Here is a 25060-nt window from a genome sequence, read left to right on the forward strand (position 1 = left end):
GTGAATTCCTGCCGGTTGCGCCCCAACGCGGGACAGGTGGGGCAAGGGAGGACAGGGGAGCACCGGGAGGCGCCGGGCGACGCCCCTTACCCTTAGTAACCGGTTCGATCCTGACCGAAAAGACTCACCCGTGATCATGCTTCTGCGGAAGCACCCGTTCCGTCCGCTATGGACGCAGCGGCTGCGGGGTACGGAGATTCGCGCGGCAGGGTCCGGAAGTGCCCCGGCGGCTCCTCGTCAGCGCCGCGTGTCCGGGGCCGCCCGGTCGGCGCCGGCCGTGGTCCGGCGCGCGCAGTGCCGGACGACCGAGGCCAGGTCCCCCTCCGACCGCAACAGGCTCCGCTGGACGCGCGCGCCGTTGCCGTGCTCCAGGAGGCCGGCGATCCCGGCCCGCACGAGCTCCGCGTCGCCGGAGTCGGCCAGGGCGTCGGCAACGTGCCGGTACAGGGCGTCGACGGCGGCCTCGGGCTCGGTCTCCGCCAGCGTCTCGGGGTGCAGCAAAGGACCGTCGAGTCCGGAGCGGCCCGCCTGCCACGACGCGAGCCGGAGCAGTCCGGTGCTGACCCGGGCCGGGGGGTCACCGGCTCGCCACTCCCGGGCCGCGGTATCCACCAGCGCACGCACGAGGGCGGCCAGCAGGACGGGGGTCGACGCGTCGAGACACACGTCCGCCACCCTGACCTCCACCGTCGGATAGGAGGCGGACAGCCGGGCGTCGAACCAGATCATCCCCGTGTCGCGCAGTACGCCCGACTCGACCATGGCCCGCACCTCCGCGTGGTAGCGGTCCGCAGAGCCGAAGACGTCCACCGGCCCGGCCGTGGGCAGCCGGTTCCAGACCCGGCTGCGGTAGCTGCCGTACAGGGTGTCCTCGCCCTGCCAGAACGGGGAGTTCGCGCTCATCGCGGTCAGTACGGGCAGCCAGGGCCGGATGCGGTCCAGTACGGCCACGCCCTCCTCGTCCGACTCGACCGACACGTGGACGTGGCAGCCGCAGGTCAGCTGCTCCTGCGCGGTCATGCCGAACTGCCGCGACACCCACTCGTAGCGGTGCCCGGGGGACATCGAGGGGCGGACGGCCAGCGGTGAGGTGCCGATGGCCGCCACGACCGCACCGGCCTCGGCGGCGTGCCGGGCCGCCTCGCCGCGCCACCGGAGGATCTCCTCCTGCAGCTCGCCCATCTCCGTCACCGGCTTCGTGCCGAATTCGACCTGCTCCTCCTGGAGCTCCGCCTCGAACGTGTGGCCGGACTCCTTGCCGTCCGCCGCATCGGCGGTTGCGGCGCGGTCGGCCGCGGCGAGCACGGCTCCTGACACGGCGAGCGGCTCCCCGCTGTCCGCGTCCGCCAGCAGCAGCTCTTCCTCCACGCCCACGCTTCGCATGCGATCGCCCATCACTTCGCCGTCCTGTTCACCGATCGGTTGTCACCGTCTGCCCGGGCCCACCGCGGATATGCGGAAGGGGACCCGCCGCAACGGGCACCGGGGATGTACAGAACAGCAGGTGGCGGGGGGCTCGGGGGCGAGGCGCGGCCGACCGTCCGCAGCGGGAGGGCGATACTCAGCGGGGACCGGGGATCCGGCCGCAGAGCACGTTGCCCGGCTCCGCCGGGTCGTCGCTGATCCAGAACTGACGCCACAGGAGGGCGAACCGCTCACGGCTGAGGTGGCCGTCGCCGTCCGGGTCGAGCAGCTCGAAGACGCCGTCCAGGTCGGCCGGGCGACCGTTCCAGGTCTCCACGAGTCGCTGGTGCTCCTCCGGCGAGATGACGCCGTCGCCGTTGCTGTCCACGGCGTCGAAGACGGTGTCGGCGGTGGCGGTGACATCCGCGACCATGGTGGGCAGGCGGTCGACGAGGACGAGCAGTTCGCCCATGTCGACCGCCCCGTCGCCGTTCGTGTCGCCGGCCTCCAGCAGCGCCGCCCACCAGCCCATCAGCAGCGCCTCCACCCGCGCCCGCAGCTCCGTGCCGGGCTCGACTCCCGGCAGCCGGCCCCAGCGGCCGACCAGCGCCGTGAAGTCCTCCTCGCGCAGGTAGCCGTCGCCGTCCGCGTCGAACGCGGCGAACATCCCCCTGAGCTTGCGCTCCTGAAACGTGCCGGCCATGAGCGGCCTCCCTCGACGCCGAACGGAACCGTGAACCGCCGCCCACCGCTGCCCGGGGGGCGGCAGCGCGTAACTATAGGTCGGCGACCGCACCGGCTCCCACGGGCACGTATGCACGAAATGTCACCCCGGAGGCGGTGGGTGGGGGCGTCGGCGCAGCGCAGCGCGTTCGTCGCCGGGGCAGGGCCGACGGCGACGCGCGAGACGGTCAGTCGACGGGCCGGGAGGAATCGTTTCCGGTGGGGGTCGACTGCGACTTCTCGAACGGGGAGGGCACCGGGAAGTAGGCCTCCAGGAAGGCCGTGACGACGTTGTGCTGCTGCGTCGCCGACAATCCCCCTCCGGCTCCGCCTTCGTCGGGTTCGTCCGGGTCCTCGTCGTCCGCGAGGCAGAAGGCGTCGTGGCCGCGCTCGGCGGCCAGATCCGGCAGCCGCTCGATCTCGCTGCGGCGCGCGGTGCTGACGTACGTGTGCGCGAGGTCGCCCTCGACCGCATGTCCCTCGGCGAGCGCCAAGTGGGCGGTGAGGGTGACAGGAGCGATGTCGTCGGCGCTGCGGAAGACCGAGCGGGCGGTGGCGGCGAGCCGACCGGGCAGCAGTTCCTCGACGCGGGTGAAGGCGGAACGGGTGAGGGGGTAGGGGGTGTGCGCCAGGATGTGGGGATAGGTGCGGCCGACGGCCTCCTCGACGGCCTGCCGGGTGACCTTCTGGGAAGAAGTGAACACGTCGTCCCCGGCCCGACTGCCCGGGTCCACCGCCCGCCAGTCGTGGAAGACCTTGGGCAGTCCGGAAGGCAGGAAGTAGTTCTGCGGGCGCTGGGGCCGGCCGAGGAAGATGTCGTCGTTGAAGTAGAGGAAGTGCTCGGCCAGGCCGGGAATGTGGTGCAGTCGGCTCTCGATTGCGTGGGAGTTGAACACGGCGGGAGCCGCCGGTTCCGTGGACAGCTCGCGATGGTCGATGACCGTGATGTCGGGATGGTCGGCTGCGAGCCAGGCGGGAGCCTGGTCGTCGGTGACGAGGAAGATGCGCCGGACCCAGGGGGCGTAGGCGGCGATGGAGCGCAGGCAGTAGCGGAGCTCGCCGCGGTCGCGGTAGCGGTTTTCCGCGAGGTCGATCCCGGGGACCCCGCCGGTCCCGTCGGTCCCATCGGTCCCATCGGTCCTGTCGGTCCTGTCGGTCCCGGAGGAGCGACCGGTACCGGCCTCCGCCTCGGCGGCCCGGTCCCGGCGGTGGCGCCAGGCGGGGTCGGCGGCGTCCACCCAGGTGATCACGGCGTCGATCGGGAAGTCGATGTCGTCGGGGAAGCGGCTCGAGAAGCAGTCGACGACGGGGTACTCCCGGTCGTCGATGCGGCGGCTGGCAGAGGCGGCCAGGGAGGGCACCCACCACCCGTACGGGGTCTCGCGCAGCACGGCGAGCGCACCCTCGCCGGAGTCGGGAATCTCCCAGAACTCCAGGTCGCAGCCGGTCTCGGGGCCGTAGGACAGGGTCCGGCCGGAGGTGATGATCGGCTGGTGGATGCGTACGGCCCGCACGCGAGCGGTGTGCGTCGCGTCCTTGGCACCGGAACCGGCACCGCTCGCGCCCCTCGCGTCGGCGCTCTCGGCGGACTCGACCGCCGCCGGAAGGTCCTCGGCGAGTACGTCCCCGGCCTCACCGTCGGCCGTGAGCAGACGTGCGTAGACGGGGAGCCCCGTGAGGGCGGCGGCGCAGGCCTTCAGAGCCGCGGCCCGGTCGCCGGGCGCGATGGCCACCCGGTGGACGAGCTCCCCGTCGGGGACCAGCCCGTAGGGGACACCCGCAGCCTCCAGGGCCTCGGCCACCGAGCGAAGGCTGGCGGTACGGGCATCGGCGGGGAGCAGGTCGTCCCGTACGGTCGCCAGACGACCACGGTGGTGGATCAGGCCCGGCACCGTCGCCAGCAGCTCCTCCTCGCGGGCGGTGAGCCCGCTGGGCGCAGGGGTCCTGCCGCCGATGCGCTCCCGCCCGGCAGGACCGGGCTGCGGCGGGACGCCGCCCGCTCGACGCAGCGTCCGGGCGAGTCTGCGCAGCCCGGCGGGCAGGAGTAGGCGGGGGACACCCTGCATGTACGACCTCGGTGTGCGGTGCCGGTGCGCGGCAGCCGATCCGCCGAGCGTCCCGGGCAGGAGCGGCGCGCTCAGCGGCAACGATGGATACCTTGTTCACCATCACTTTTGCTGTTGTTCGCTTTTCACGCAAGAGCCGTGAGGGCCGCCGTCCCGACTCACAGCCAATTCTCAGCTGCGCCGACGGCCCGCCGTCCCGGCGCTGCCCGATCCGCGGCCCGGTCATCGGGCCGCGACCGCGTACCTCTGGTGCCGCGGCCCGTCGGAAGGGGATCATGGCCGGTGCGCGTTGGCCGTCATCGCCGCAGCGAGTGCAGGAGGTACGTGTGTCCCTAGCGTCGAGTCGTGCGTCCGGGAGTTCCGAGGTCCCGCTGCTCCGCGAGACGATCGGGGACAACCTCGACCGGACCGTACGGCGTTTCCCCGGCCGGGACGCGCTCGTGGACGTGGCCGCCGGCCGCCGGTGGACGTACGCGGAGCTGGCAGCCGACGTGGACGCCCTCGCCCTGGGGCTGCTGGACCTCGGGATCGTCCGGGGCGAGCGGGTCGGCATCTGGGCACCCAACCGCGCCGAGTGGACGCTGGTGCAGTACGCCACCGCGAAGATCGGGGCGATTCTGGTCACCGTGAACCCGGCGTACCGCTCCCACGAGCTGGAGTACGTGCTCGGGCAGTCCGGCATCCGCCTGCTGGTCGCGGCGGAGCGCTTCAAGAGCTCCGACTACGCGGCGATGGTCGAGGAGGTCCGGCCGCGCTGCCCGGGGCTGGAGTTCACCGTCCTGTTCGACGGACCGCGGTGGGACGCGCTACTGGAACGCGGGCGCGGGGCCGATCCGGCCGCACTGGCGCGGGCGCAGGCCGCACTGAGCCCGGACGACCCCATCAACATCCAGTACACCTCGGGCACCACGGGCTTCCCCAAGGGAGCCACCCTCTCGCACCACAACATCCTCAACAACGGCTTCTTCGTGGGCGAGCTGTGCGGGTACGGCGAACACGACCGGGTATGCATCCCGGTTCCCTTCTACCACTGCTTCGGGATGGTGATGGGCAACCTCGCCTGCACCAGCCACGGTGCGGCGATGGTGATCCCGGCGCCCGCCTTCGACCCGGCGGCGACGCTGGCGGCGGTGGAGGCGGAGGCCTGCACCTCCCTGTACGGCGTCCCCACCATGTTCATCGCCGAGCTGGCCGCCCCCGGGTTCGACGGGTACGACCTGTCGAGCCTGCGCACCGGGATCATGGCGGGTTCGCCCTGCCCGGTGGAGGTCATGACCCAGGTGATCGAGCGGATGGGAATGGCCGAGGTCTCCATCTGTTACGGCATGACGGAGACCTCTCCCGTGTCCACGCAGACCCGTGTGGACGACTCGGTCGAGCGCCGGGTCTCCACGGTGGGCCGGGTCGGGCCGCACCTGGAGGTCAAGGTGGTCGATCCGCAGTCCGGCCGGACGGTCCCGCGCGGCACCCCGGGAGAACTGTGCACCCGCGGCTACTCGGTGATGCTCGGCTACTGGGGCGAGCCCGAGAAGACCGCAGAGGCAGTCGACCCGGAGGGCTGGATGCACACCGGCGACCTGGCGGTCATGGACGGTGACGGCTACCTGAGCATCACCGGCCGGATCAAGGACATGGTGATCCGGGGAGGCGAGAACCTCTACCCCCGAGAGATCGAGGAGTTCCTCCACGCCCACCCCGACGTCATGGACGTCCAGGTCATCGGAGTGCCCGACCCGAAGTACGGGGAGGAACTGATGGCGTGGGTACGGATGCGCGAGGGGGCCGAGCCGCTGACGGCGCAGGCCGTGCGCGCGTACTGCGCGGGGCGGCTCGCCCACTTCAAGATCCCCCGCTACGTCCACGTCGTGGAGGAGTTCCCGATGACCGTCACCGGGAAGATCCGCAAGATCGAGATGCGCGCGATGGCGACCCGCCTGCTGGAGGAGGGGGCCGCGTCCGGCGGCGCCTGACCCCGCTGGGGCGGGCCGGGGCGGGCCGGGGCCGGGGCGGGCCGGGGCCGCGACATCGCCCGCTGCGCAGTTGCGCGACCCACCGCCGGTCGGGGCGGAAGGCGCCTCGTCACGTACCGGCGGGCCGCGGGCCGCGTGCGGCCAGCCTGCGCGAGTGTGGCGTGCGTACGCGGCGACGCCGGCGCGGCAACATGGTGTTCACCACATCGCGCACCCGGGGTAACAACCGCTTCCTAGCGTGACGGCGTGGGACCGAGGCATGAACAGCGGCGCCGGAGAACACTCATGACGGCCCATCAGTCCATGCCCTGCCGTCGGCGCGCCCGCACGGGCTCCGTACCGCATCGCAGCACCTGCACCAGCCCTGCACCTGGCCCCAGCCCCACCGGGAGGCGTGGCATGAGCACCACCGAGTCGCGGCATACCACGACAGACACCACGAAGACCGCTGCCGACCAGGCGGTCAAGGAGACGCTGGAGGACTACACCCTCCGTTTCGCACCCCGTAGTTACCGCCGCTGGACCCCCATGGTCGTGGCCACCACGGCCCTCGGCGGAATCGCCTACATGGCCGACTTCTCCATCGGCGCCGGCATCGGCCTGGCCCACGGCACCGGCAACGCTCTCGTGGCCATCACCGTTGCCGCGGTCGTCATCTTCATCACCGGCTTCCCGCTGGCCTACTACGGCGCGCGCTACAACATCGACCTCGACCTGATCACCCGCGGCTCCGGCTTCGGCTACTACGGCTCGGTCCTCACCAGCATCATCTTCGCCAGCTTCACCTTCATCTTCTTCGCCCTCGAAGGTTCGATCATGGCCCAGGGCCTCGAACTCGGCCTCGGGCTGCCGCTCTGGCTGGGGTACGCCGTGTCCACCCTCATGGTGATCCCGCTGGTCGTCTACGGCATGAAGGCGCTCAGCAAGCTCCAGGTGTGGACGACCCCCATCTGGCTGCTGCTCATGGTCGGTCCGCTGGTGTACCTGATCGCCAACGACCCCGGCACCGTGGACCGTTTCCTCGCCTACCCCGGCACGACCGGCGACGGCGCCGTCAACACCGCCTCCGTCATGCTCGGAGCGGGTGTGTGCCTGTCCTTGATCGCGCAGATCGGCGAGCAGATCGACTACCTGCGCTTCATGCCGCCCAAGACCGCGGCGAACAAGCGCAGCTGGTGGACCGCCGTGGTCATGGCCGGCCCCGGGTGGGTCGTGCTCGGTGCGCTCAAGCAGGCCATCGGTGTCTTCCTCGCCGTCCACATCATCGCCGAGGTCGGACCGGCGGCTGCGCCCGAGCCCATCCAGCAGTTCCGCAGCGCCTTCGACGCGATGATGCCGGGCTGGTTGGTCGTCCCGCTGGCCGTGGTCCTGGTGGTCATCAGCCAGATCAAGATCAACGTGACGAACGCGTACTCCGGTTCCCTGGCCTGGACGAACTCCTTCACCCGCGTCACCGGGCACTACCCCGGCCGCATGATCTTCGTCCTGGTCAACCTGGCCTTCGCACTGGCCCTGATGGAAGCCGACATGTTCAGCTTCCTGGGCAGCATCCTGGGCTTCTACTCGAACTGCGCGATCGCCTGGGTGGTCACCGTGGCCACCGACATCGGCATCAACAAGTACGTGCTGAAGCTGTCCCCGCTCCAGCCGGAGTTCCGCCGGGGGATGCTCCACGCCGTCAATCCGGTCGGTGTCGTGGCTTTCGTCGCCGCCTCCGGCCTGTCGATCGCCATGTACTTCCACGCCCTCGGCGACACCCTCCAGCCGTACTCGCCCGTGGCCGCAGCCGTCATCGCCTTCGCCGTCACACCGCTGATGGCCGTCGTCACCAAGGGCCGCTACTACGTGCGCCGCGCCGACGACGGCATCGGCGAGCCCCTGCTGGACACCGACGGGAACCCGAGCGGAGTCACCCTCGACTGCCACGTCTGCCGGCAGTCCTACGAGCGCCCCGACGTCACCGCCTGTGTCACCCACGGCGCGGTCGTCTGCTCGCTGTGCCTGAGCACCGACAGGGGCGGCGACCACGTCCTGCCGGCCGCGGAGCCGCGGGCGGCCGACCGTCACTGAACGGGCCCCGGTCCGGAGCGTGTCCGTGTCCCTCACCGGCACGCTCCGGGCCGGGGGCCGCCCCGGCGATCGACCGTGTACCGGCCGCGGGGGCGAAGCCCCGTCAGCCGCTCCAGGCCCTTCGCACCCTGCCGTCCTCGACCTCGAGGTTCAGCCTGCCTTCGACGTATTCCATGGTCAGCATCGTGCCGGGCGCGACCGTACGCACCGTCGTCCAGCCGTGCGCCAGCGCCCGGCGTTTCGCCTCGCCGGTGTCGAGCCCTGTGTAGTGCGCCGGATCGTCGGCGCCGGGTGAGGAAGCGGAAGCAGTCATGGCCCTCACCTGCCCGACCGAGGTGCTGAACATGCCCTGCCGGCCGGCGCGGCGACTCCGCAGGTCCGAGGACGCCCCGCTCCCGTCGTCACTCCCCGGCCAACAGGAGCCGCTTCTGCGGTTTGCCCATGGCATTGCGTGGAACCGCAGCAATGAAGCGAACCTCACGCGGCCGCTTGTGCACCGACAGATGCGTGGCAACGAAGTCGGTCAACTCGGCGCCGCTGACCCCGTCGGCGACGACGAACGCGACGATCCGCTCCCCCAGGTCGGCATCCGGCACACCGATCACCGCCGCCTCCTGCACCCGCGGATGGTCCAGCAGCGCGTTCTCGATCTCACCCGCCCCGATCCGGTACCCCCCCGACTTGATCATGTCCGTGGACGCACGACCCACGATCCGGTGCACGCCGTCCCCGTCAACGGCGGCAATGTCACCCGTGCGGAACCACCCGTCCTCCGTGAAGGCGGCAGCCGTCGCCTCCGGTCGCCCCAAGTACCCCGAGAACAACGTCGGCCCCACCAGCTGGAGCTCACCGATCTCGGCACCCGGCTCGGCGGCGATACGCGTACGGATTCCCGTGAGCGGCGTGCCGACCGCGCCGGGGCGGACCTCACCACCTGCCCGCCCGCTCAGGGTGATCAGGGTCTCCGTCATCCCGTACCGCTCCACCGGCCGGTGCCCGGTCAACCGCTCCAGATCGCGGAAGACCGGCGTGGGCAGGGCCGCGCTTCCCGACACCAGCAACCGGGCCCTCGACAACGCGGCCGCCGCCTGCGGAGCAGCGGCGATGCGCGACCACACCGTCGGCACCCCGAAATACAGGCTCCCGCCGGCCGCCGCAGCCTCGGCGTACGCCTCCGGCGTCGGTCGGCCCGTGTGCACCAGGCGGCTCCCCGTCCGCAAGGCCCCCAGAACGCCCAGGACCAGCCCGTGGACATGGAACAGCGGCAACCCGTGCACGAGCGTGTCCTGCGCACTCCACTCCCAGGCTGCGGCGAGCGCATCCAGGTCGGCGGTGATCGCGGCGGCGCTGAGGACCACTCCCTTGGGGGCGCCCGTGGTCCCGGAGGTGTAGAGGATCAGCGCGGGATCCTCGGGTCCCGCCGCCTGCGCGGTGGGTGCGGCCGATGCGGCAGGCGCGCGGCGGGCGAAGTCCACCTCGATGAGGCGGGCGCCGGAGTCACGCAGGATGTGATCACGTTCGGCGGGCCCGGCATCGGGGGGCAGCGGCACGCACGGCACCCCGGCAAGCAGTCCCCCGACCACCGCGGCGACGGTCTCGAGCGAGGCGGTGGCGGTCACCGCGAACGCCCGCACCGGGCCGAGGGCGGCAAGGTCTGCGGCCACGGCCCCCGCCGCACCCAGCAGTTCCTCGTAGGAGGCGGTACGACCCGCGACGCTCACAGCATCCGCGCGATCCCCGAAAACACCCGTCAGGGCGGTCAGCATGACGGCAACTCCGATCAGCAATGAGCAGAAGCAACCCGGCCAGCCTACGGCGACCGCACGAGTTCTCCGCCTCCACGGACCTGTCACCGAGCCCGAAGTCCGGGACGCGCCAAGAGGAATGGTCCGCCACCACGGGGTACTCGCAGTACATGAACACACACATCGACGACGGGACGCCGCACTCCGGACGGGTACCTGCCCTGGACAAGACCTCGGAGCGCTGGCTCGGCGCCGTGGCCACCGTCGAGGAGTCGACGGCGCTGGACCCGGCCATCCGGGCCCTCCAGCGGGGCATCCGCGGCCTTCCGCTGGGTGCACTTCGTGGGCTGCTGCGCGGTGAGCCGCTGGGGCACCCCGCACACCCCATGCTGGTGCAGGTACCGATGGGGTGCTGGCTGTCGGCCGCCGTGCTGGACACCGTGCCCGGAGCACACCGGTACGCCACGGTCCTGACCGCGGTCGGCCTTGCCGGCGTCGCTCCGGCGGCCGCAGCCGGATGGGCGGACTGGGCGGAGCTGCCGCCTCGACAGGCCCGCGTGGGTGTCGCCCATGCGCTGGCCAACGCTGCCGCCGTCGGCTGCTACGCGGTCGCACTGTCCGACCGGCTGCGGGGTCGGGGCGCGCGCGGCCGCTTGTGGTCGCTGGCGGGACTGGGCGCGGCGGCGGTCAGCGGGGCTCTGGGGGGACACATCGCGTACGGCGACCGGATGGAGCGCGGCGGAACGGGCAACGACATACCACCCGGCATCGCCTGATTTCTGTGATTTGCTCCGGATTCGCGGATTCGCGGGTTTCCGGCGCCGGGCTCAGGGCACGCGCCGACTGGGGGATGCCGACGTACAGGGAGGATCCGCCATGGAAGACCAGGGAGGCGCCGGAGGCGCCCCGCTCCACGACCACGACGACGAGCAGAGCCGACGCAGGACACCCCACGTCGCGCCTCGCTCCGCTGCGCCGGGCAAGGACGTACCCCCCGTGCGGAGGGCGGACACGGACGAGGCCAGCCGCCTGGACCGGCCGGGCGATGACGGCGAGTCCCCGCGCGAACGGCGCCGGCCCGGACGCGAGCACTGACGTCGAGTGCCGACAGCGAGCAGTACTGAGGGCGAGCAGTGCTGACAGCGAGCTCTCGCGGCCGCAGCGTGATCCGGCGATCGGGACCTGCTCAGGGCCCGTAGCGCATGCGTCCCAAGGCCGTCATCGGCCGGTCGTGCGCGGCGACCGGCGCCGGGAGGCAGGTGGAGCCGGTCAGGTAGCGGTCCACCGCGGCGGCCGCCGCGCGGCCCTCGGCGATGGCCCACACCACCAGGGACTGCCCCCTGCCCGCGTCGCCCGCGACGAACACGCCCGGCGCCCGACCGGCGTCCGCCGCGAACCCGGCGTCCCGCGCGAAGTTGCCGCGTTCGTCCAGGGCCAGTCCCAGCTGCTCGCGCAGGCCGCCGGCCCGCTCGGGGCCCGAGAAGCCGAGGGCCAGCAGGACCAGGCCGACCGGTATGACCTGCTCGGTGCCGGCCAGCGGGCTGCGGGCCACCGGCTCGACGGCGGTCAGGTGCAGCGCCCGTACCCTGCCTTCCTCGTCCCCCTCGAAGCGCAGGGTGGCGCAGGCGAACAGCCGGGGGTCCCGGTCCGCGCGCCCGCGGGCCTCCTCGTGGGCGTGGGAGATGCGGTAGGTCCGCGGGTACACCGGCCACGGCTCGTCGTCGGTCCGGCCCGTTCCGGGCTCGGGGTTGATGTCGAGCTGGAGCACGGAGGTCGCGCCCTGCCGCAAGGCCGTCCCGAGGCAGTCGGAGCCGGTGTCCCCGCCGCCCACGATGACCACGCGCCTGCCCTCGGCCGTGAGGGGGGATACCGGATAGTCACCCTCGCGTACCCGGTTGGCGCAGGTCAGGTAGTCCATGGCCTGGTGGATGCCCTGCAGGGAACGGCCGGGGACCGGCAGCTCCCGGCGCTCGCCGGCACCGATCGCGACGACGACGGCGTCGCACCCGCTCCGCAACTCGTCCGCTCCGGCACCGGCCGCACCGCCGACGTCGGCCCCCGTGGCGAACACCGTGCCCTCGGCCCGCATCTGCTCGATACGGCGGTCCAGGTGCACCTTCTCCATCTTGAACTCGGGGATCCCGTAGCGCAGCAGTCCGCCGATCCGGTCGGCCCGCTCGTGGACGGTGACGCGGTGGCCGGCGCGGGTCAGCTGCTGGGCCGCGGCCAGTCCGGCCGGGCCGGAGCCTATGACGGCCACCGTCTTGCCGCTGTGCCTCTCCGGGGGCCTGGGCATCATGAAGCCGCGCCTCAGGCCCTCGTCCGCGATGGTCTGCTCGACGTTCTTGATGGTCACCGGGTCGGCGTTGATCGCGAGGACACAGGCGTCCTCGCAGGGGGCCGGGCAGAGCCTGCCCGTAACCTCCGGGAAGTTGTTGGTCGCGTGGAGCCGCTCGTACGCGGCACGCCAGTCGCCGTGGGCGGCGTACGCGTTCCACTCGGGGACGAGGTTTCCCAGCGGACAGCCGGTGTGGCAGAACGGGATGCCGCAGTCCATGCAGCGGTCGGCCTGCCGGGAGACGAGCGGCAGCAACGCCCGGCCCGCGTGGACCTCGCGCCAGTCGCCGAGTCTCTCCTCGACCGGGCGGGCGGGCACGGCCTCGCGGGGGATCCTGAGGAAGCCGAACGGATCGGTCACGCGCCGCCTCCCTGGATCGTGCGCGGCGGGGTACACGGCGCGCGCCGTGCCTTCGGTACACGCGTTCTATGGCGGTTCGGCCAGATTACGCCGCCTCCGGGGCCCTGCCCAAGGCCAAGCGAGGTGGGTGACCGGACGGGCACGCAAGGTGGTCGCCGGCCGGCGGTCATGGGCCTCCGTGAGGCGGCAGCGCTGCTGCCCGGCTTCGACCGGGCCTCCCCCGTCGGGACGACGACGATCGATCCGCTCCACGGCTGAATCCACGGCGGACGCGGCCGGGGCGTCGGGCGTGGCGTCGGGATCTGTGCGGGCCGTCGGGTGATGATGGCGCCGTGCGACTTGATCACGTGTCCTATGCGGTGGCCCGCGACAGCTTCGTCTCGACCGTCCAGTGGATCGGATCGGCCCTCGGCGCCGGGTTCGTCGACGGGGGCGTGCACCCGCGATTCGGCACCCGCAATTTCATCCTCCCGCTGAGCGGCGGCACCTACGTCGAGGTCGTCACCACACTCGACCACCCCGCCGCCGACCGCGCACCCTTCGGCCAGGCGGTCGCGCGCCGCGCCGCCGAGGGCGGCGGCTGGCTCGGCTGGGTGGTCTCCGTCGACGACATCGCCCCGGTCGAGGCCCGCCTCGGCCGCACCTCGGCCGAGGGCCACCGTGTCCGCCCCGACGGGTTCGACCTGAGGTGGAAGCAGATCGGCCTGCTGGAACTGCTGGAAGCCCCACAACTTCCCTACTTCCTCCAGTGGTTGGTCCCCACCGAGGAGCGCCCGAGCGCCGACCCGCGCACCTCCACCACCATCCACGGGGTCTCCATCGCCGGCGACGCCGCCTCCATCGCCGAATTCCTCGGCGAACCGGCCGACCACCCCCTCGACCAGATCGACGTCACCTGGGCCGAGGACGAGGAACCGGGCCTGGTCTCGGTCGAGTTCGCCACCGCCCACGGCCCGGTCACGATCTGACCCGGGCCCGACTGCCCCACGGGAGCAGCCGGCCGGTGCGGCGACGCACCCTCCTTCGAAGCGGTCATGGCCCGCATCCGCGTGCCACGAAGCGGGCCCGGCAGGCCCCGAACCCGGCCGTTGGCCGTGCTCGCGGACCGGGCCCACTCCCCCGTGCCATCCGGTCCCACCTGCGACGAGCGTCGAACGCTGCATCAACCGCCTCGAGCAGTGGCGCGGCCGCGCCACACGATGCGACAAACTCGCCATCGCCCACCAGGCAGCACTCCACCTCGCCGCCATCCTCATCCGGGCACGACGCTGACCGAAAAGACAGAACCTAGTTGAACGGTTCGAGCGTCATGAAGGCCTCCTGCGGGTTTCCGTCGTGGACCAGCGACTCGTGGGCGCCCACGTCGTCGAAGGCGAAGCCGTACGCCTTGCCGTCGGCCATCTGTCCGTGGATGATCCGGGAGTAGTGGTTGGTCACGGCGTCACGGTAGAAGTTGGCGTTGTTCGGATCGGGTTGGCCGGGATTGGTCAGAAGCGTCGACCGGTTGAAGCCCGCGCACAGGGTGCGGGAGATCGGGCCGCGGACCTGGTCGTTGGGGGCGTCCAGGAGCTTGTAGCAGCCGAAGACGCTGTCGGAGTCCGGCTTCTGGAAGCTGGTGACGACCGCTCCCGAGCCGTTGGTGAAGTTCATGACGTTGCCCGAGACCCGGCCGTAGTACTTGGTGTTCGGCTGGTTCGCGAACGGCGTCACGGTGAGGGTGGAGGAGCCGTACTTGTTCCAGACCCGGTTGATGTAGTCGTTCATGACGCCGGCCGGTATGCCGCCCGCCTCGATGCCGTGCCCGGGCGAGAGCGCGCGCAGCGGCGTGCCGTCGGGCCGGTTCTGGATCAATCCGCCCCAGCCGGCCGAACGCAGCTGGCTGAAGACGGCGTTGTAGCCGCCCGGCTTCAGCCGGCCCGTGGTGCTGACCGCGCCGTTGGCCGCTTTGACGCCCACCGCGTACGGAGCGGAGAACATGTCGACCTGGGTGCTGTTGATCCAGAGGCCGGCGTCGTTGAGGGTGTACTCGGACCAGTTGAACAGGATGTTGCGGTTCGGGTCGGCGGGGTTCTGCACGGCGGGCTGCACCAGGCCGCCGGTGGTGAGCTTGAAGACGATCTTCTGGCCGATGGAGAAGTAGATCCGCCCGGAGAACTTGGGCATCCGGATCGTCTTGGTCTGCCCGTTGGCCGGACCCGTGATCGATGCGTCGGGTGCGGGCGTGGGGGGATTGCCTCCCACGGGCCAGGGGTGGAACGTGCCGTTGGCGTCGGCCCAGCCCTGCTGGCCGGTGGTCAGCAGGGTGCCCAGGTTGTAGACGTACACCGGCTCGCTGCGGCCCGAGCTGTTCTTGATCGTGAGGGGAATGGTCGCCGGTACGGCCTCTGCGGACGGCGACGGGCCGAAGACCATCAGCCCGGCGGCGACGGCCATCGCCGAGACCCCGGACAGGAATACCTTCGATAAGCGGAACACGTTCTTCCTCCTTGTGGGGGGCACCTGAAGGTGGGGGCAGGTGCGGCATCTCCCAGCACCACGCATTGACACATTGATGCTTGAGAGCGCTCTCAGCCTCGGGCTGCGTTCAATTTATGTCAATGGACCCGACACAGCTCGACGGCCCCGATCGGCCTCGCGGCCGGGCACGTTTTCGCTGCCCGCCGAGGGGAGATAAGGATCCCAACCGTGCAGCTGCGCCAACCGGGGGCGTCATGAGGTACGACCTGTCCCACCGCCTGGTCGTCGGGATCGCCTCCAGCGCCCTGTTCGATCTCACCGACTGCGACACGGTGTTCCGGGAGGAAGGGGAGGACGTCTACCGGACCTACCAGGCCACTCATGCGGACAACGTCCTGGGCAAAGGGGTCGCCTTCCCCTTCGTCAGACGCCTGCTGTCGCTGAACGACCTCTCGGAACAGTCCGATCCGCTGGTCGAGGTCATCATCCTCTCGCGCAACGACCCGGACACCGGATTGCGCGTCATGCGTTCTATCAAGGCCTACGACCTGCCGATCAGTCGGGCCGTCTTTCGGCAAGGGCGTCCTTCCCACCGCTTCATGCCCGCGCTGAACATGTCGCTGTTCCTGTCGGCCAACGGCCCCGATGTCCGTGACGCGGTCGCGGACGGACTGCCGGCGGGCCACGTACTGAGAACCGCACGCATCGACGACGAGACCGACCCTGAACTCCGCATGGCCTTCGACTTCGACGGAGTGGTGGCGAGCGACACCGCCGAGCGGATCTACCAGAGCGGCGGAATCGACGAGTTCCGCGCCTACGAGGTCCGCAACGCCGCCGCGCCCCACGATCCGGGGCCGCTACGGGACTTCCTCGCCGGCATCAACCGGGTCCAGCGCCTCGAGGAAGACAGGCGCCGCACGGATCCGACGTACCGCCCACGCCTTCGCGTATCCCTGGTCACCGCTCGGGACGCCCCGGCACATGAGCGCGCCCTTCTGAGCCTCAAGGAGTGGGGCCTACGGGTCAACGACGCCTTCTTCCTCGGCGGCATCGAGAAGGCCGCGGTCATGAAGGCGCTCGACCCGCACATCTTCTTCGACGACCAGGTCGCCCACCTGAACGGCACGGCGCAGGGCACTCCCAGCGTTCACATTCCGTTCGGAGTGGTCAACGCGACCCCACCCGCGAGTCGGCGCGGATCCCCCGATCAAGGGCACACCACCTGACGGGGTCAAGATTCACATGGGTGATCCAGAATGCCAGGAGTGTTCGGCGGGTACGCGAGGTCGGTCACCTGTTTGCCACGTGGAGGTCACCTTGCCGTCCGCTCTCTCCGACACGATCTCGACCCACCTGGCCGTTGCCGGCAGCCTCCTGCCGGTGCAGACCCGGGCCGTCTACGACACATCCGACCCCTACGCGGTCCGGTTCGACTTCATCCTCGACGGCTGCCCTCCCATTCGGTGGCACTTCGAGCGGGACATGCTGGCCGAGGGGGTGCGCCGCCCGGTGGGGGAAGGCGATGTCAGCCTGCGCCCACGGTGGGCGGGCGGACGTGAAACCCTGGTGATGCAGCTGTGGGGGGACACCCGGGTCGGCTACGAGTCCGCGGTGCTGATCACGGACTCGGCCCAGGTGAGCGACTTCCTCGAGGAGTCCTACCGGTTGGTGGCGCGCGGGGCCGAGTCCTGCGACGTCGACGGATTCCTGTACAGGATCCGGTGTTCGGACTGATCGCGCTTCCGGCGCGGTGGCGGGTGGTGCCCGGTGACGGGGACCGGTGACCGGTGACCGGTGACTGCCGATGATGGCGGAGCGGATGATCGACCTGCGCGGGGCGCATCTCTGGGCCATGCTGATGCAATCCCGTATCTCCCGTTCCGGACTGGAGTTCCGCCGTGCTCGAACGCAAGCGTCACAAGGGTCAGACCGAGGTCGAGGTCAGGTTCGTAGTGCCGGCCGAGGTCCCGGCCGGCGACCGGCAAACCCGAACCCATGGGCTCGACGGCGCCGGGACCGCCGCCGGAGCCCTGGCGGCCCAGGCCGGTGACCGCTCCTTCCGCTACCTCGCGGCGGGCGACTACTGGTTCGACCGGGACGCCACCGCCCGTTGCCCGGAGGGCAACAGCCGCATCCGCCCCTGAGCGTCCTACGTGGGCGATGGCGCGGCGCGCAGGCCCTCGAGCAGGGTGGCCAGGTAGCGGTGCACGGCGTCGATCCGGTCGGCCGGAGCGCCCCCGTGGACCTGCGCGGCGTAGGCGATCCCGCACATGAGCGGGACCAGGTCCGCCGGGGCCAGGTCGGGGCGGATGGCCCCGGACCTGCGGGCCCGGTCGAGGAGGGTGGCGCCGACCGTCCGCACCGAACTCTTGAGTTCGGTGGTGCGCGGGAGAGCATCCTCGACCGCTGCAGTGACCGGGGCCAGTGAGGCGTCGGTGACCTGCGCTTCGGCGGTGCGGGTCAGGAAGGTCTGCAGCGCCCGCCACGGGTCGGAGTCGGCCAGCGCCTGCTCGCCGCACGCGGCGAGGGCTTCCAGGCACGGGGTGGCAACGGTCTCCAGCAGAGCCTCGGGCGTGGCGAAGTGACGGTAGACGGTGCCCACCCCGAGTCCGGCGCGGCGGGCGACATCGTTGAGCTGCATCGGTGTGCCTTCGTCGACCAGGGTGCGGGCGACGGCGACGATCCGCTCCCAGTTGCGGGCCGCGTCCTTGCGCAGTGGTGTCGTCGCCATGGGGACATGTTAATCGGATGGCTCATCCGGATGAACCGTCCCGCTGCCCCTCCGCCCGCGCCCTCGACGTGGCGTGACAGGTCATGCGACCGCGAGCGGTGCGTACTGCTCGCTGAGGCGGCGTACGGCCGCGACAACGCCGGGGTCGGTCGCCGCGCGGAAGGGGGGCACGGGGGTGGTCCGGGCCCCGATGACGATGCCGGTCCGTCCCGTCAGGGCGGCGTCGGTGGCGGCGAGGATCGAGGGCCTGGCCGCCAAGGACGCCGGACCCGAGGTCGAGCGTTCGAACCTGCGCCGTACCAGCGGCCACAGCAGCCGCAGCGCGGGAGAGACGATCTTCGGGTCGGTCATGGTGCCGTTGGTCATGTCGGTCGCGGCTCCACCGGGGTCGGCTGCGAAGACCGAGACGCCCGTACCGTCCAGCCGATCGGCCAGGTCGAGGGTGTGGGCGAGGTGCGCGAGCTTGGCGCGGCCGTACCAGTGGAAGCCGTAGTAGCCACCGGGCGGCTCCGCGGACCGGAACACCCGCTTCGCGAGACCGACCGCGCCGGAGGTCACGTTCACGATCCTGCTCGGCGCGCCGGCCGTCAGGGTGGGCAGCAGCAGCTCGGTCAGCAGGTAGGGCGAGAGGTGGTTGACGACGAAGGATGCCTCGACGCCGCCCAGCTCCCGTCGGTCGGGGAACATCGCCCCGACGTTGTTGACCAGCACGGTCAGCGGTTCGCCCGAGGCGGCGTGGTCGCGGGCGATCCGCTCGGCGAGCGCCCGCACTTCGTCGAGCGAGGCGAGGTCGGCCGCGAGGAAGCGGGCCGGATGGGTCGGGCCCGTCGCGTTGATCCGTTCGACGGCGCGGCCGCCCCGTTCCATACTGCGTCCGACGACGGTGACGGCGAACCCGGCGGCCGCCAGCCCCAACGCCGTCTCCAGGCCGATGCCGGCTGTTCCGGCCGTCACGACAGCTGTCTTCTTCATGGCTCTCCCACCCCGCATCCGAATACGGATAGGTCATCCGTTTGACGTAACCGTAACACGGATGTGGATGACCTATCCGGTTTGGGTGCGGGGGCCGACCATCGGCAGGAGCGAGCACCGGCCGCTTCCGCACCGGATCCGAGGCGCGACGCCGCATGCCCCCGGCCCGGTCGGGGCGGGGGCATGCGGCGTCTCGGGTCGGGTGGTGCGTCAGGTCGTGATGGTGGTGACCGCCTCGACGCCGTAGGTGCGGGCGTAGCCGTTCTCGGTGCCGACGAGGAGGTCGACGACCGTGAAGTAGCGGTCCCAGAAGGGGGTTTCGCGCAGTGCGTCGATGAGGAGCCGGTACGCGTCGTGGTCGTCGGCTTCCCAGACCCAGACGTCGGTGACGCGGGTGGAGTAGAACTCCGTGTCGTAGAAGCGTGAACGAACGCCGGTGGTCTTGGACTTGATTGCCGGAACGACCTGGGTGGAGAAGGCGTTCATGCGTTCCTGGGGGGTCATGGCGAGCCACTCGGGTGTGGTCTTGATGAGCATGAACGCCGTGACCGGCGGTGCGGTCTTCTCAACGGGCATGACGGGTGCCTTCCGAGAGGACCGCGGGCCCGAGGGTTCGGGCGCACCACTGCTGGAAGGTGGTGGGAGAGCCGGTGGCCGGTGTGCGGGTGGTGCCTGCGTCGAGGCCCTCGTTCTTGGCCTTCTTCATGTCGACGACGCCCTGGGCGAACGCCTCGTTGAGGCGGTAACCCAGGAGGTCGGTGTACAGCTCGTCGAGCGGCTGGCGTTCGTAGCGGACGGGGCGGCCGAGTTGTCGGGTCATGATGCGGGCCAGGTCGTCGGGTGAAAGGTCCTCGGGCCCGAGGACGGGGACGCTGTCATTGCCGGTCCATGAGCGGTTCAGCAGCAGGTCGGCGGCGACGGCCGCGATGTCGGCGACGGCGGCGCGGGGGGCCTTGAGGTCGGCCTCGATGGCGTCGGTGAAGACTCCGGTCTCCCGGATCGTGTCCGCGTCCTCGAGAAGGTTCTCGAAGAAGGACGGGCAGGCCAGGGCTCGGTAGGCCACGCCGGTGCCGGCGATGAGGTCGTCCATGGCGAGGGAAGCGGTGACGAGGCCTGCGCGGTGGGCGACCGGGGTGCCGCGGCCGAGCGCGGACACGCCGACGACGTGGCCGATGCCGTGGGCGGTGAGGGCCTTCGCAGCGGGCCGGGTGAAGCCGCAGTAGGCGTCCTCGGGGGTCAGGGAGGCGTCCGGGGGGACAAGCCAGAACACGGCGTCGGCGCCCTCGAAGGCGCGGTCGACCACCTCGGCGTCACCGTGCGAGCCGGTGATCACCTCGACGCGGTCGCGCACCGCGTCGGGCAGCCGGGCGGGGTCACGTACGACCACGCGCAGTTCCTCGTGGGCGGGGGCGGATTCCAGGAGCAGGGACAGCAGGTGACTGCCGATGTTCCCGGTGGGAGCGGTGATGACGATCATCGAAACCTCATGGGTGGTGCCGGATCTGGACGTCCCCCATCCTGTGGAGCTCCAAGGTGTTGCCACAATGGGAACTTGAGCACGGAATCATTGCCTGAAATGGAATAATGCCTATGAGCAGCAGTGCAGAGCCTGTCATCGATGCCAATCTCGCCGTCGCGTTGGACGCTTTGCTGACCGAGCAGAGCGTCACTCGTGCCGCCGCCCGACTCCACACGTCACCCGCCGCCATGAGCCGCACCCTCGCCCGGCTGCGGCGCATCCTCCAGGACCCACTGCTGGTTCGGGCGGGGCAGGCCATGGTTCCCACTCCCCGCGCCCAGGCTCTGCGCGAGGAGACGGCCGCGGTGGTGCGCCGTCTGGGAGCGCTGCTGAGTCCTGGCGCCGGCGTCGATCCCGCCGACCTGCGCAGTACCTTCACCCTCCAGGCGGCCGACCTGGTCGGCGCGGCGTTGGCCCCGGGGATGCTGCGGCTGGCCCGGCAGGAGGCGCCGGGGATTTCGTTTCGATTCCGGGCCGAGGAGCTGGAGGCCGGATCGGCGCTGCGCGACGGCCGGATCGACCTGGAGATCGGGTCCATCGACCACGTGGATCCCGAGACCCGGATCGAAGAACTGGTCACCCTGCGGATGGCGGCGGCCGTCCGTCCCGGCCACCCTCTGACGGAAGGGGCCCTGACCCCGGAGGGGCTCGCTGCCGCCGATCATGTGGCGGTGAGCCGCCGTGGCCGGTTCACCGGCCCCCTGGACGCGGCCCTGGCCGAGCGGAACCTCCGTCGGCGGGTCACTGCCGTGCTCCCCAGCCACCTGGCGGCGATGACTCTCGCTGCGCGCAGTGACCTCGTCTGCCTCGTCCCCACCGCACCCCCCGGCAGCGCTCCCTCCCCTCTCACCGACGCCGCCGACGCTCTGGGCCTTCGCCTCCTCGACATCCCCCTGCCCCTACCGCCGCTCACCATCGGCATGGCGTGGCACCCCCGGCACGCCGCGGACGGAGGTCATCACTGGCTCCGCAACGCCGTTCGCCGGACTCTTCAAGCACCCGCAGATGCGGCTGGCTGACGCCGCGACAAGACGCAGGAGGCAGGGCGCGGTTGGGTGGGCGGCCCGCGGTTGGGTGAGCGGCCCCGTGGACTTCTCGGTACGAAGTCGCCGGACCGGACCGGCCGGTGCCGTTGGGCCGGCGTCCCGGGCAGGCGCTCAGCGGGAGTCGTCGCTCGCGGCGGTCGCGGCGCGGCGGAACTCGGCGTTGATGCGCTGCGCCTCTTCGAGCTGGTCCTCCAGGATGACGATGCGGCAGGCGGCTTCGACCGGCGTGCCCTGATCGACCATTTCCCGGGCGCGGGCCGCGATCCGCAGCTGGTAGCGGGAGTACCGGCGATGCCCACCTGCGGAGCGCAACGGCGTGATCAGACGGGCCTCGCCGATGGCGCGCAGGAAACCCGGGGTCGTGCCGAGGAGTTCGGCAGCCCGGCCCATCGTGTAGGCGGGGTAGTCATCGTCGTCCAGTCGGCCGCCGAGCGAGTCATCCGCTGTCATCTGCACCTCTTCTTTGGACGCGTCGAAGGGCCTTGGTGCCGTACGGCACCAAGGCCCTGAAGGAAATTCAACACCATCTACCGGCCTCAGCGCTGCGCCGGCTCTCTGTTTCCGCTTCGCGCCCTGGACACGGGCGGGAGTGCGGGGATCGGGAATGCCTGACCGGGGACCACCTTCCGTTCGGGGGTCGTGCGGTACCCGGGCGTGAGGTGCCTGCCCGGGCGATCCTGATGGCGTCTGCCTCCTCCGTTCCTTCGATCTTGGCTATGGGAGAAACCATAGGCACGTCACAGCCGGATGTCTACTATGACGGGGATAGATTTTCTCGTGTTCGACGGCGAAGGATCTATATTCGAACAGCACAGCAGTGAGGGCCCGACCGCCATACGCGGTCGGGCCCTCACTGCTGTGCTGCCGGTATCCGATCAGGCGGAAACCGATACGGGCGCGGGCGCGCCGAGCATCGCCGACGCGCGCTGGAACGGGGTCAGGGCGGGTGCGGGCTCGGCGGGGGCCTGCGGCTGGCCGTGGCAGGTGAACCCGAGCATGGTCATGGCCCGTACGACCTCCCCGGCGCTGAAGTCCCGGCGGTCCTGGCGCGTGATGACCTGGCCGACCTGCTTGACCGGGTAGGTCCGGCGTCCGATGGTCACGGACTCACCGGCGATGGGCTCGGGCTTCACGCCCTTCATCGACTCCAGCACTCCGGCCTTGGTCAGGTCGAACGGGAATCGGGCGATGACGCAGCGCATGATGCCTCGCAAGGAGAGAAGGAGAAGGAGCGCGGAGGGGACGCGGGATTCACGCAGCCGTGTCGGCGGCGGACTGCCGTACGGGCCTGCGCCGCGCAGCCGCCGCGGGGCGGCGCCGGTTGCGCGAGGCGGAGCCGGTGCGCTCGCGCCGCTCCGCCACCGGGGCGGTGATGACGACCGGGATGCCGGAGGGGGCCTGGGCGCCGGTGATCCGGCTCAGGGCCTCTTCGCCGGAGCGGACCTGGGTGGTCTGCGGGGTGATCCCGGCCGCTGCCATCAGGCGCGCCATGTCGCGGCGCTGGTTCGGGGTGACCAGGGTGACGACGCTGCCGGACTCACCGGCACGGGCGGTGCGGCCGCCGCGGTGCAGGTAGTCCTTGTGGTCGGTGGGCGGGTCCACGTTGACGACGAGGTCGAGGTTGTCGACGTGGATGCCGCGGGCGGCGACGTTCGTGGCGACGAGCACGCTGACGTGCCCGGTCTTGAACTGCGCCAGGGTGCGCGTGCGCTGCGGCTGCGACTTGCCGCCGTGCAGTGCGGCGGCCCGCACCCCGCTGTTCAGCAGGTGGCTGGTGAGCTGGTCCACCGCGTGCTTGGTGTCCAGGAACATGATGACGCGGCCGTCGCGCGCCGCGATCTCCGTCGTGGCCGCGTGCTTGTCGCCGCCGTGTACGTGGAGCACGTGGTGCTCCATCGTCGTCACCGCGGCCGCGGACGGGTCGACGGAGTGCACGACCGGGTCGGTCAGGTAGCGGCGCACCAGCAGGTCGACGTTGCGGTCGAGGGTGGCGGAGAAGAGCATGCGCTGCCCCTCGGGGCGCACCTGGTCGAGCAGGGCGGTGACCTGCGGCATGAAGCCCATGTCGGCCATCTGGTCGGCCTCGTCCAGCACAGTGATGGCCACCTGGTTCAGCCTGCAGTCCCCGCGGTCGATCAGGTCCTTGAGCCGGCCCGGCGTGGCGACGACGACTTCCGCCCCGCCCCGCAGCGCGCTGGCCTGCCGGCCGATGGGCATCCCGCCGACGACCGTGGCCAGCCGCAGCTTGAGCGAGCGGGCGTAGGGGGTGAGTGCGTCGGTGACCTGCTGGGCCAGCTCGCGGGTCGGTACGAGGACCAGTGCGAGCGGCTGACGGGGCTCGGCGCGCTGTCCGGCCGTACGGGCCAGCAGGGCGAGTCCGAAGGCCAGGGTCTTTCCGGAGCCGGTCCGGCCGCGGCCGAGCACGTCGCGGCCGGCCAGAGAGTTCGGCAGGGTCGCGCCCTGGATCGGGAACGGCACGGTGACGCCCTGCAGGGTGAGTGCGGCGAGCAGTTCCCCGGGCATGTCGAGTTCGGCGAAGGCCTCTACGGCGGGCAGCGCGGGGGTGATCGTCTTGGGCAGGGCGAATTCGCCCTGGATGGCGGCCGGCCGGCGGCCGTACCCGCCCGAGCGGCTCGGACCGCCGGAACGGCCGGAAGCCGGGCCGCCGGAGCGGCCGCTGGCCGAACCGCCGAAGCGGCCGCCGCTCTTGCCGTATCCGAATCCAGAACCGGAACCGGAACCGGCACTGCTGTTACGGGTGCGGGTGGATCGTTCGTTCGTGCGTGTGCGGTTCATGCGGAACCTTCCTCGATACGGCACATATCAAGGAATTCTCGCGGTCGTGCACTGCGCGGAGAATTGCAAGAACGGGCCGAATGAAAATACGAAACAGACCTGGCCGGCCGGATATCGCGGCGGGTGCAGGTGCTGAAAATGAGGTGATGCCGACAGGGCGTGAAACCCGGGGTCGACTCGGGGTGAAACCGGACCCGGACCCGGGCGCAGAAACCCGGCGGGCGTGGCGGCCGGCGCGTCGGCCGGCGGAGGAGCCGCGTACGGAGGACGGCGGATTCCTCGGCGCGGTCCCCGCAGCCGGTGCGGGGACGCGCGGAAAACGCGTGCAGCTGGGGCCCGCACCCCGAAGGATGCGGGCCCCAGCTACGAAGTGCGCGTCAGCGTCAGGCGGGAACGATGTTCTCGGCCGTCGGGCCCTTCTGGCCCTGCGCGATGTCGAAGCTGACCTTCTGGCCCTCGAGCAGCTCGCGGAAGCCCTGGGCGGCGATGTTCGAGTAGTGGGCGAACACGTCAGCGCCGCCACCGTCCTGCTCGATGAAGCCGAAGCCCTTTTCCGCGTTGAACCACTTCACGGTTCCAGTAGCCATGTCATATCTCCTTTGGGGCAGTGAATCGGGATCCACACTGTGTCGATCCCGTGTCGCCGCGATGATTGCCCCGTCCGGAAATGACCGGAAAAGTAAAAGCACACCCACGGCCCGAAGACCTGTTGGAGTACTTGAAGTTTTTGGGAACCACAACTGCAACTGAGATCGACAGTAGCACGCATCGGTACCCGTTGTGTGGTGAGGAATCTCGCCTCGTTCGCTGCGAGAAAAAGCCTCACGGCGCGGTCCGTCCAATTCTCATCGCGCCGCCAC

The 25060-nt window shown here is 70.9% G+C and carries 24 protein-coding genes and 1 pseudogene; 10 read left to right on the forward strand and 15 right to left on the reverse strand.

Going from position 1 to position 25060, the window contains the following annotated elements; genetic code table 11:
* Positions 1 to 237: 237 nt before the first annotated feature.
* The 3 genes from IE257_RS04195 to IE257_RS04205 form a co-directional block, all read right to left on the reverse strand.
* Positions 238 to 1383 carry a glutamate--cysteine ligase gene (locus tag IE257_RS04195; RefSeq protein ID WP_189966109.1) on the reverse strand — a complete coding sequence of 382 codons (1146 nt, stop codon included), beginning with the start codon at positions 1381 to 1383 and terminating at the stop codon, positions 238 to 240.
* 178 nt (positions 1384 to 1561) lie between these two features.
* Positions 1562 to 2107 carry an EF-hand domain-containing protein gene (locus tag IE257_RS04200; protein ID WP_189964849.1) on the reverse strand — a complete coding sequence of 182 codons (546 nt, stop codon included), beginning with the start codon at positions 2105 to 2107 and terminating at the stop codon, positions 1562 to 1564.
* Between the two features lie 208 nt (positions 2108 to 2315).
* Positions 2316 to 4274, reverse strand: a complete 1959-nt coding sequence (locus IE257_RS04205) for a stealth family protein (RefSeq protein WP_189964852.1) — start codon at positions 4272 to 4274, stop codon at positions 2316 to 2318.
* Positions 4275 to 4468: 194 nt separating this feature from the next.
* Here IE257_RS04205 and IE257_RS04210 point away from each other — a divergent pair, with 194 nt between their 5' ends.
* Complete coding sequence (locus tag IE257_RS04210; protein WP_189964854.1) at positions 4469 to 6163, forward strand: AMP-binding protein; 1695 nt, start codon at positions 4469 to 4471, stop codon at positions 6161 to 6163.
* Between the two features lie 399 nt (positions 6164 to 6562).
* On the forward strand, positions 6563 to 8233 hold the full coding sequence (locus IE257_RS04215; protein WP_189964856.1) for a purine-cytosine permease family protein: 1671 nt from the start codon (positions 6563 to 6565) through the stop codon (positions 8231 to 8233).
* A gap of 103 nt (positions 8234 to 8336) precedes the next feature.
* Here the strand turns inward: IE257_RS04215 and IE257_RS04220 are convergent, their stop codons facing one another.
* Together IE257_RS04220 and IE257_RS04225 are read right to left on the reverse strand one after the other, a co-directional pair.
* Positions 8337 to 8546, reverse strand: a complete 210-nt coding sequence (locus IE257_RS04220) for an I78 family peptidase inhibitor (protein WP_189964858.1) — start codon at positions 8544 to 8546, stop codon at positions 8337 to 8339.
* An 88-nt stretch (positions 8547 to 8634) separates the two neighbouring features.
* Positions 8635 to 9999, reverse strand: a complete 1365-nt coding sequence (locus IE257_RS04225) for an AMP-binding protein (protein WP_189964860.1) — start codon at positions 9997 to 9999, stop codon at positions 8635 to 8637.
* Between the two features lie 149 nt (positions 10000 to 10148).
* Between IE257_RS04225 and IE257_RS04230 the strand changes: the two genes are divergently transcribed.
* Both IE257_RS04230 and IE257_RS04235 read left to right on the forward strand, forming a co-directional pair.
* A complete protein-coding gene (locus IE257_RS04230) occupies positions 10149 to 10754 on the forward strand; it encodes a DUF2231 domain-containing protein (protein ID WP_189964862.1) in 606 nt (201 codons plus the stop codon).
* Between the two features lie 100 nt (positions 10755 to 10854).
* On the forward strand, positions 10855 to 11073 hold the full coding sequence (locus IE257_RS04235) for a hypothetical protein (RefSeq protein WP_189964864.1): 219 nt from the start codon (positions 10855 to 10857) through the stop codon (positions 11071 to 11073).
* Between the two features lie 91 nt (positions 11074 to 11164).
* On the opposite strand, the gene IE257_RS04240 is transcribed toward IE257_RS04235, so the two are convergent.
* Positions 11165 to 12676, reverse strand: coding sequence for a glutamate synthase subunit beta (locus tag IE257_RS04240; RefSeq protein WP_189964866.1), 1512 nt, complete (start codon positions 12674 to 12676; stop codon positions 11165 to 11167).
* Positions 12677 to 13008: 332 nt separating this feature from the next.
* On the opposite strand from IE257_RS04240, the gene IE257_RS04245 reads away from it, so the two are divergent.
* Positions 13009 to 13644, forward strand: coding sequence for a VOC family protein (locus IE257_RS04245; protein WP_189964868.1), 636 nt, complete (start codon positions 13009 to 13011; stop codon positions 13642 to 13644).
* Positions 13557 to 13948, forward strand: a pseudogene (locus tag IE257_RS04250) (transposase family protein); the annotation flags it as partial. The gene IE257_RS04245 and the pseudogene IE257_RS04250, both read left to right, overlap by 88 nt.
* Positions 13949 to 13963: 15 nt before the next feature.
* Here IE257_RS04250 and IE257_RS04255 read toward each other — a convergent pair.
* On the reverse strand, positions 13964 to 15109 hold the full coding sequence (locus tag IE257_RS04255) for a glycoside hydrolase family 64 protein (protein WP_229920195.1): 1146 nt from the start codon (positions 15107 to 15109) through the stop codon (positions 13964 to 13966).
* Between the two features lie 278 nt (positions 15110 to 15387).
* Between IE257_RS04255 and IE257_RS04260 the strand changes: the two genes are divergently transcribed.
* The 3 genes from IE257_RS04260 to IE257_RS04270 all read left to right on the forward strand — a co-directional run bounded on the left by IE257_RS04260 (position 15388) and on the right by IE257_RS04270 (position 17280).
* Positions 15388 to 16362, forward strand: a complete 975-nt coding sequence (locus IE257_RS04260; protein ID WP_189966111.1) for a 5'-nucleotidase — start codon at positions 15388 to 15390, stop codon at positions 16360 to 16362.
* Positions 16363 to 16453: 91 nt separating this feature from the next.
* Positions 16454 to 16870, forward strand: a complete 417-nt coding sequence (locus IE257_RS04265; protein ID WP_189964872.1) for an SsgA family sporulation/cell division regulator — start codon at positions 16454 to 16456, stop codon at positions 16868 to 16870.
* 164 nt (positions 16871 to 17034) lie between these two features.
* Positions 17035 to 17280, forward strand: coding sequence for a hypothetical protein (locus tag IE257_RS04270; RefSeq protein WP_189964874.1), 246 nt, complete (start codon positions 17035 to 17037; stop codon positions 17278 to 17280).
* A 5-nt stretch (positions 17281 to 17285) separates the two neighbouring features.
* Here the strand turns inward: IE257_RS04270 and IE257_RS04275 are convergent, their stop codons facing one another.
* The 4 genes from IE257_RS04275 to IE257_RS04290 form a co-directional block, all read right to left on the reverse strand.
* Positions 17286 to 17867 carry a TetR/AcrR family transcriptional regulator gene (locus IE257_RS04275; protein WP_189964876.1) on the reverse strand — a complete coding sequence of 194 codons (582 nt, stop codon included), beginning with the start codon at positions 17865 to 17867 and terminating at the stop codon, positions 17286 to 17288.
* A gap of 81 nt (positions 17868 to 17948) precedes the next feature.
* Positions 17949 to 18839, reverse strand: coding sequence for an SDR family NAD(P)-dependent oxidoreductase (locus IE257_RS04280; protein ID WP_189964878.1), 891 nt, complete (start codon positions 18837 to 18839; stop codon positions 17949 to 17951).
* Positions 18840 to 19049: 210 nt separating this feature from the next.
* Positions 19050 to 19415, reverse strand: a complete 366-nt coding sequence (locus IE257_RS04285) for a darcynin family protein (protein ID WP_189964880.1) — start codon at positions 19413 to 19415, stop codon at positions 19050 to 19052.
* A complete protein-coding gene (locus tag IE257_RS04290; protein ID WP_189964882.1) occupies positions 19405 to 20316 on the reverse strand; it encodes an NAD(P)H-binding protein in 912 nt (303 codons plus the stop codon). The genes IE257_RS04285 and IE257_RS04290 overlap by 11 nt, the downstream gene beginning before the upstream one ends.
* 113 nt (positions 20317 to 20429) lie before the next feature.
* On the opposite strand from IE257_RS04290, the gene IE257_RS04295 reads away from it, so the two are divergent.
* The gene (locus IE257_RS04295) at positions 20430 to 21377 is read left to right on the forward strand and encodes a LysR family transcriptional regulator (protein ID WP_372452932.1); all 948 of its coding nucleotides are present in this window, start codon (positions 20430 to 20432) and stop codon (positions 21375 to 21377) included.
* 138 nt (positions 21378 to 21515) lie between these two features.
* On the opposite strand, the gene IE257_RS04300 is transcribed toward IE257_RS04295, so the two are convergent.
* The 4 genes from IE257_RS04300 to IE257_RS04315 form a co-directional block, all read right to left on the reverse strand.
* Positions 21516 to 21854: a MerR family transcriptional regulator gene (locus tag IE257_RS04300; RefSeq protein ID WP_189964886.1), complete on the reverse strand. Its 339-nt coding sequence runs from the start codon at positions 21852 to 21854 to the stop codon at positions 21516 to 21518.
* A gap of 425 nt (positions 21855 to 22279) precedes the next feature.
* Positions 22280 to 22606, reverse strand: a complete 327-nt coding sequence (locus IE257_RS04305) for an SCO5918 family protein (protein ID WP_189966112.1) — start codon at positions 22604 to 22606, stop codon at positions 22280 to 22282.
* A gap of 49 nt (positions 22607 to 22655) precedes the next feature.
* Entirely contained in the window at positions 22656 to 24200 is a 1545-nt protein-coding gene (locus IE257_RS04310) for a DEAD/DEAH box helicase (protein ID WP_189964888.1), read from the reverse strand.
* A 383-nt stretch (positions 24201 to 24583) separates the two neighbouring features.
* The gene (locus IE257_RS04315) at positions 24584 to 24787 is read right to left on the reverse strand and encodes a cold-shock protein (protein ID WP_004986771.1); all 204 of its coding nucleotides are present in this window, start codon (positions 24785 to 24787) and stop codon (positions 24584 to 24586) included.
* Between the last annotated feature and the right edge of the window lie 273 nt (positions 24788 to 25060).

The organism is Streptomyces avidinii, assembly GCF_014650695.1.
Classification (GTDB): Bacteria; Actinomycetota; Actinomycetes; order Streptomycetales; family Streptomycetaceae; genus Streptomyces; species Streptomyces avidinii.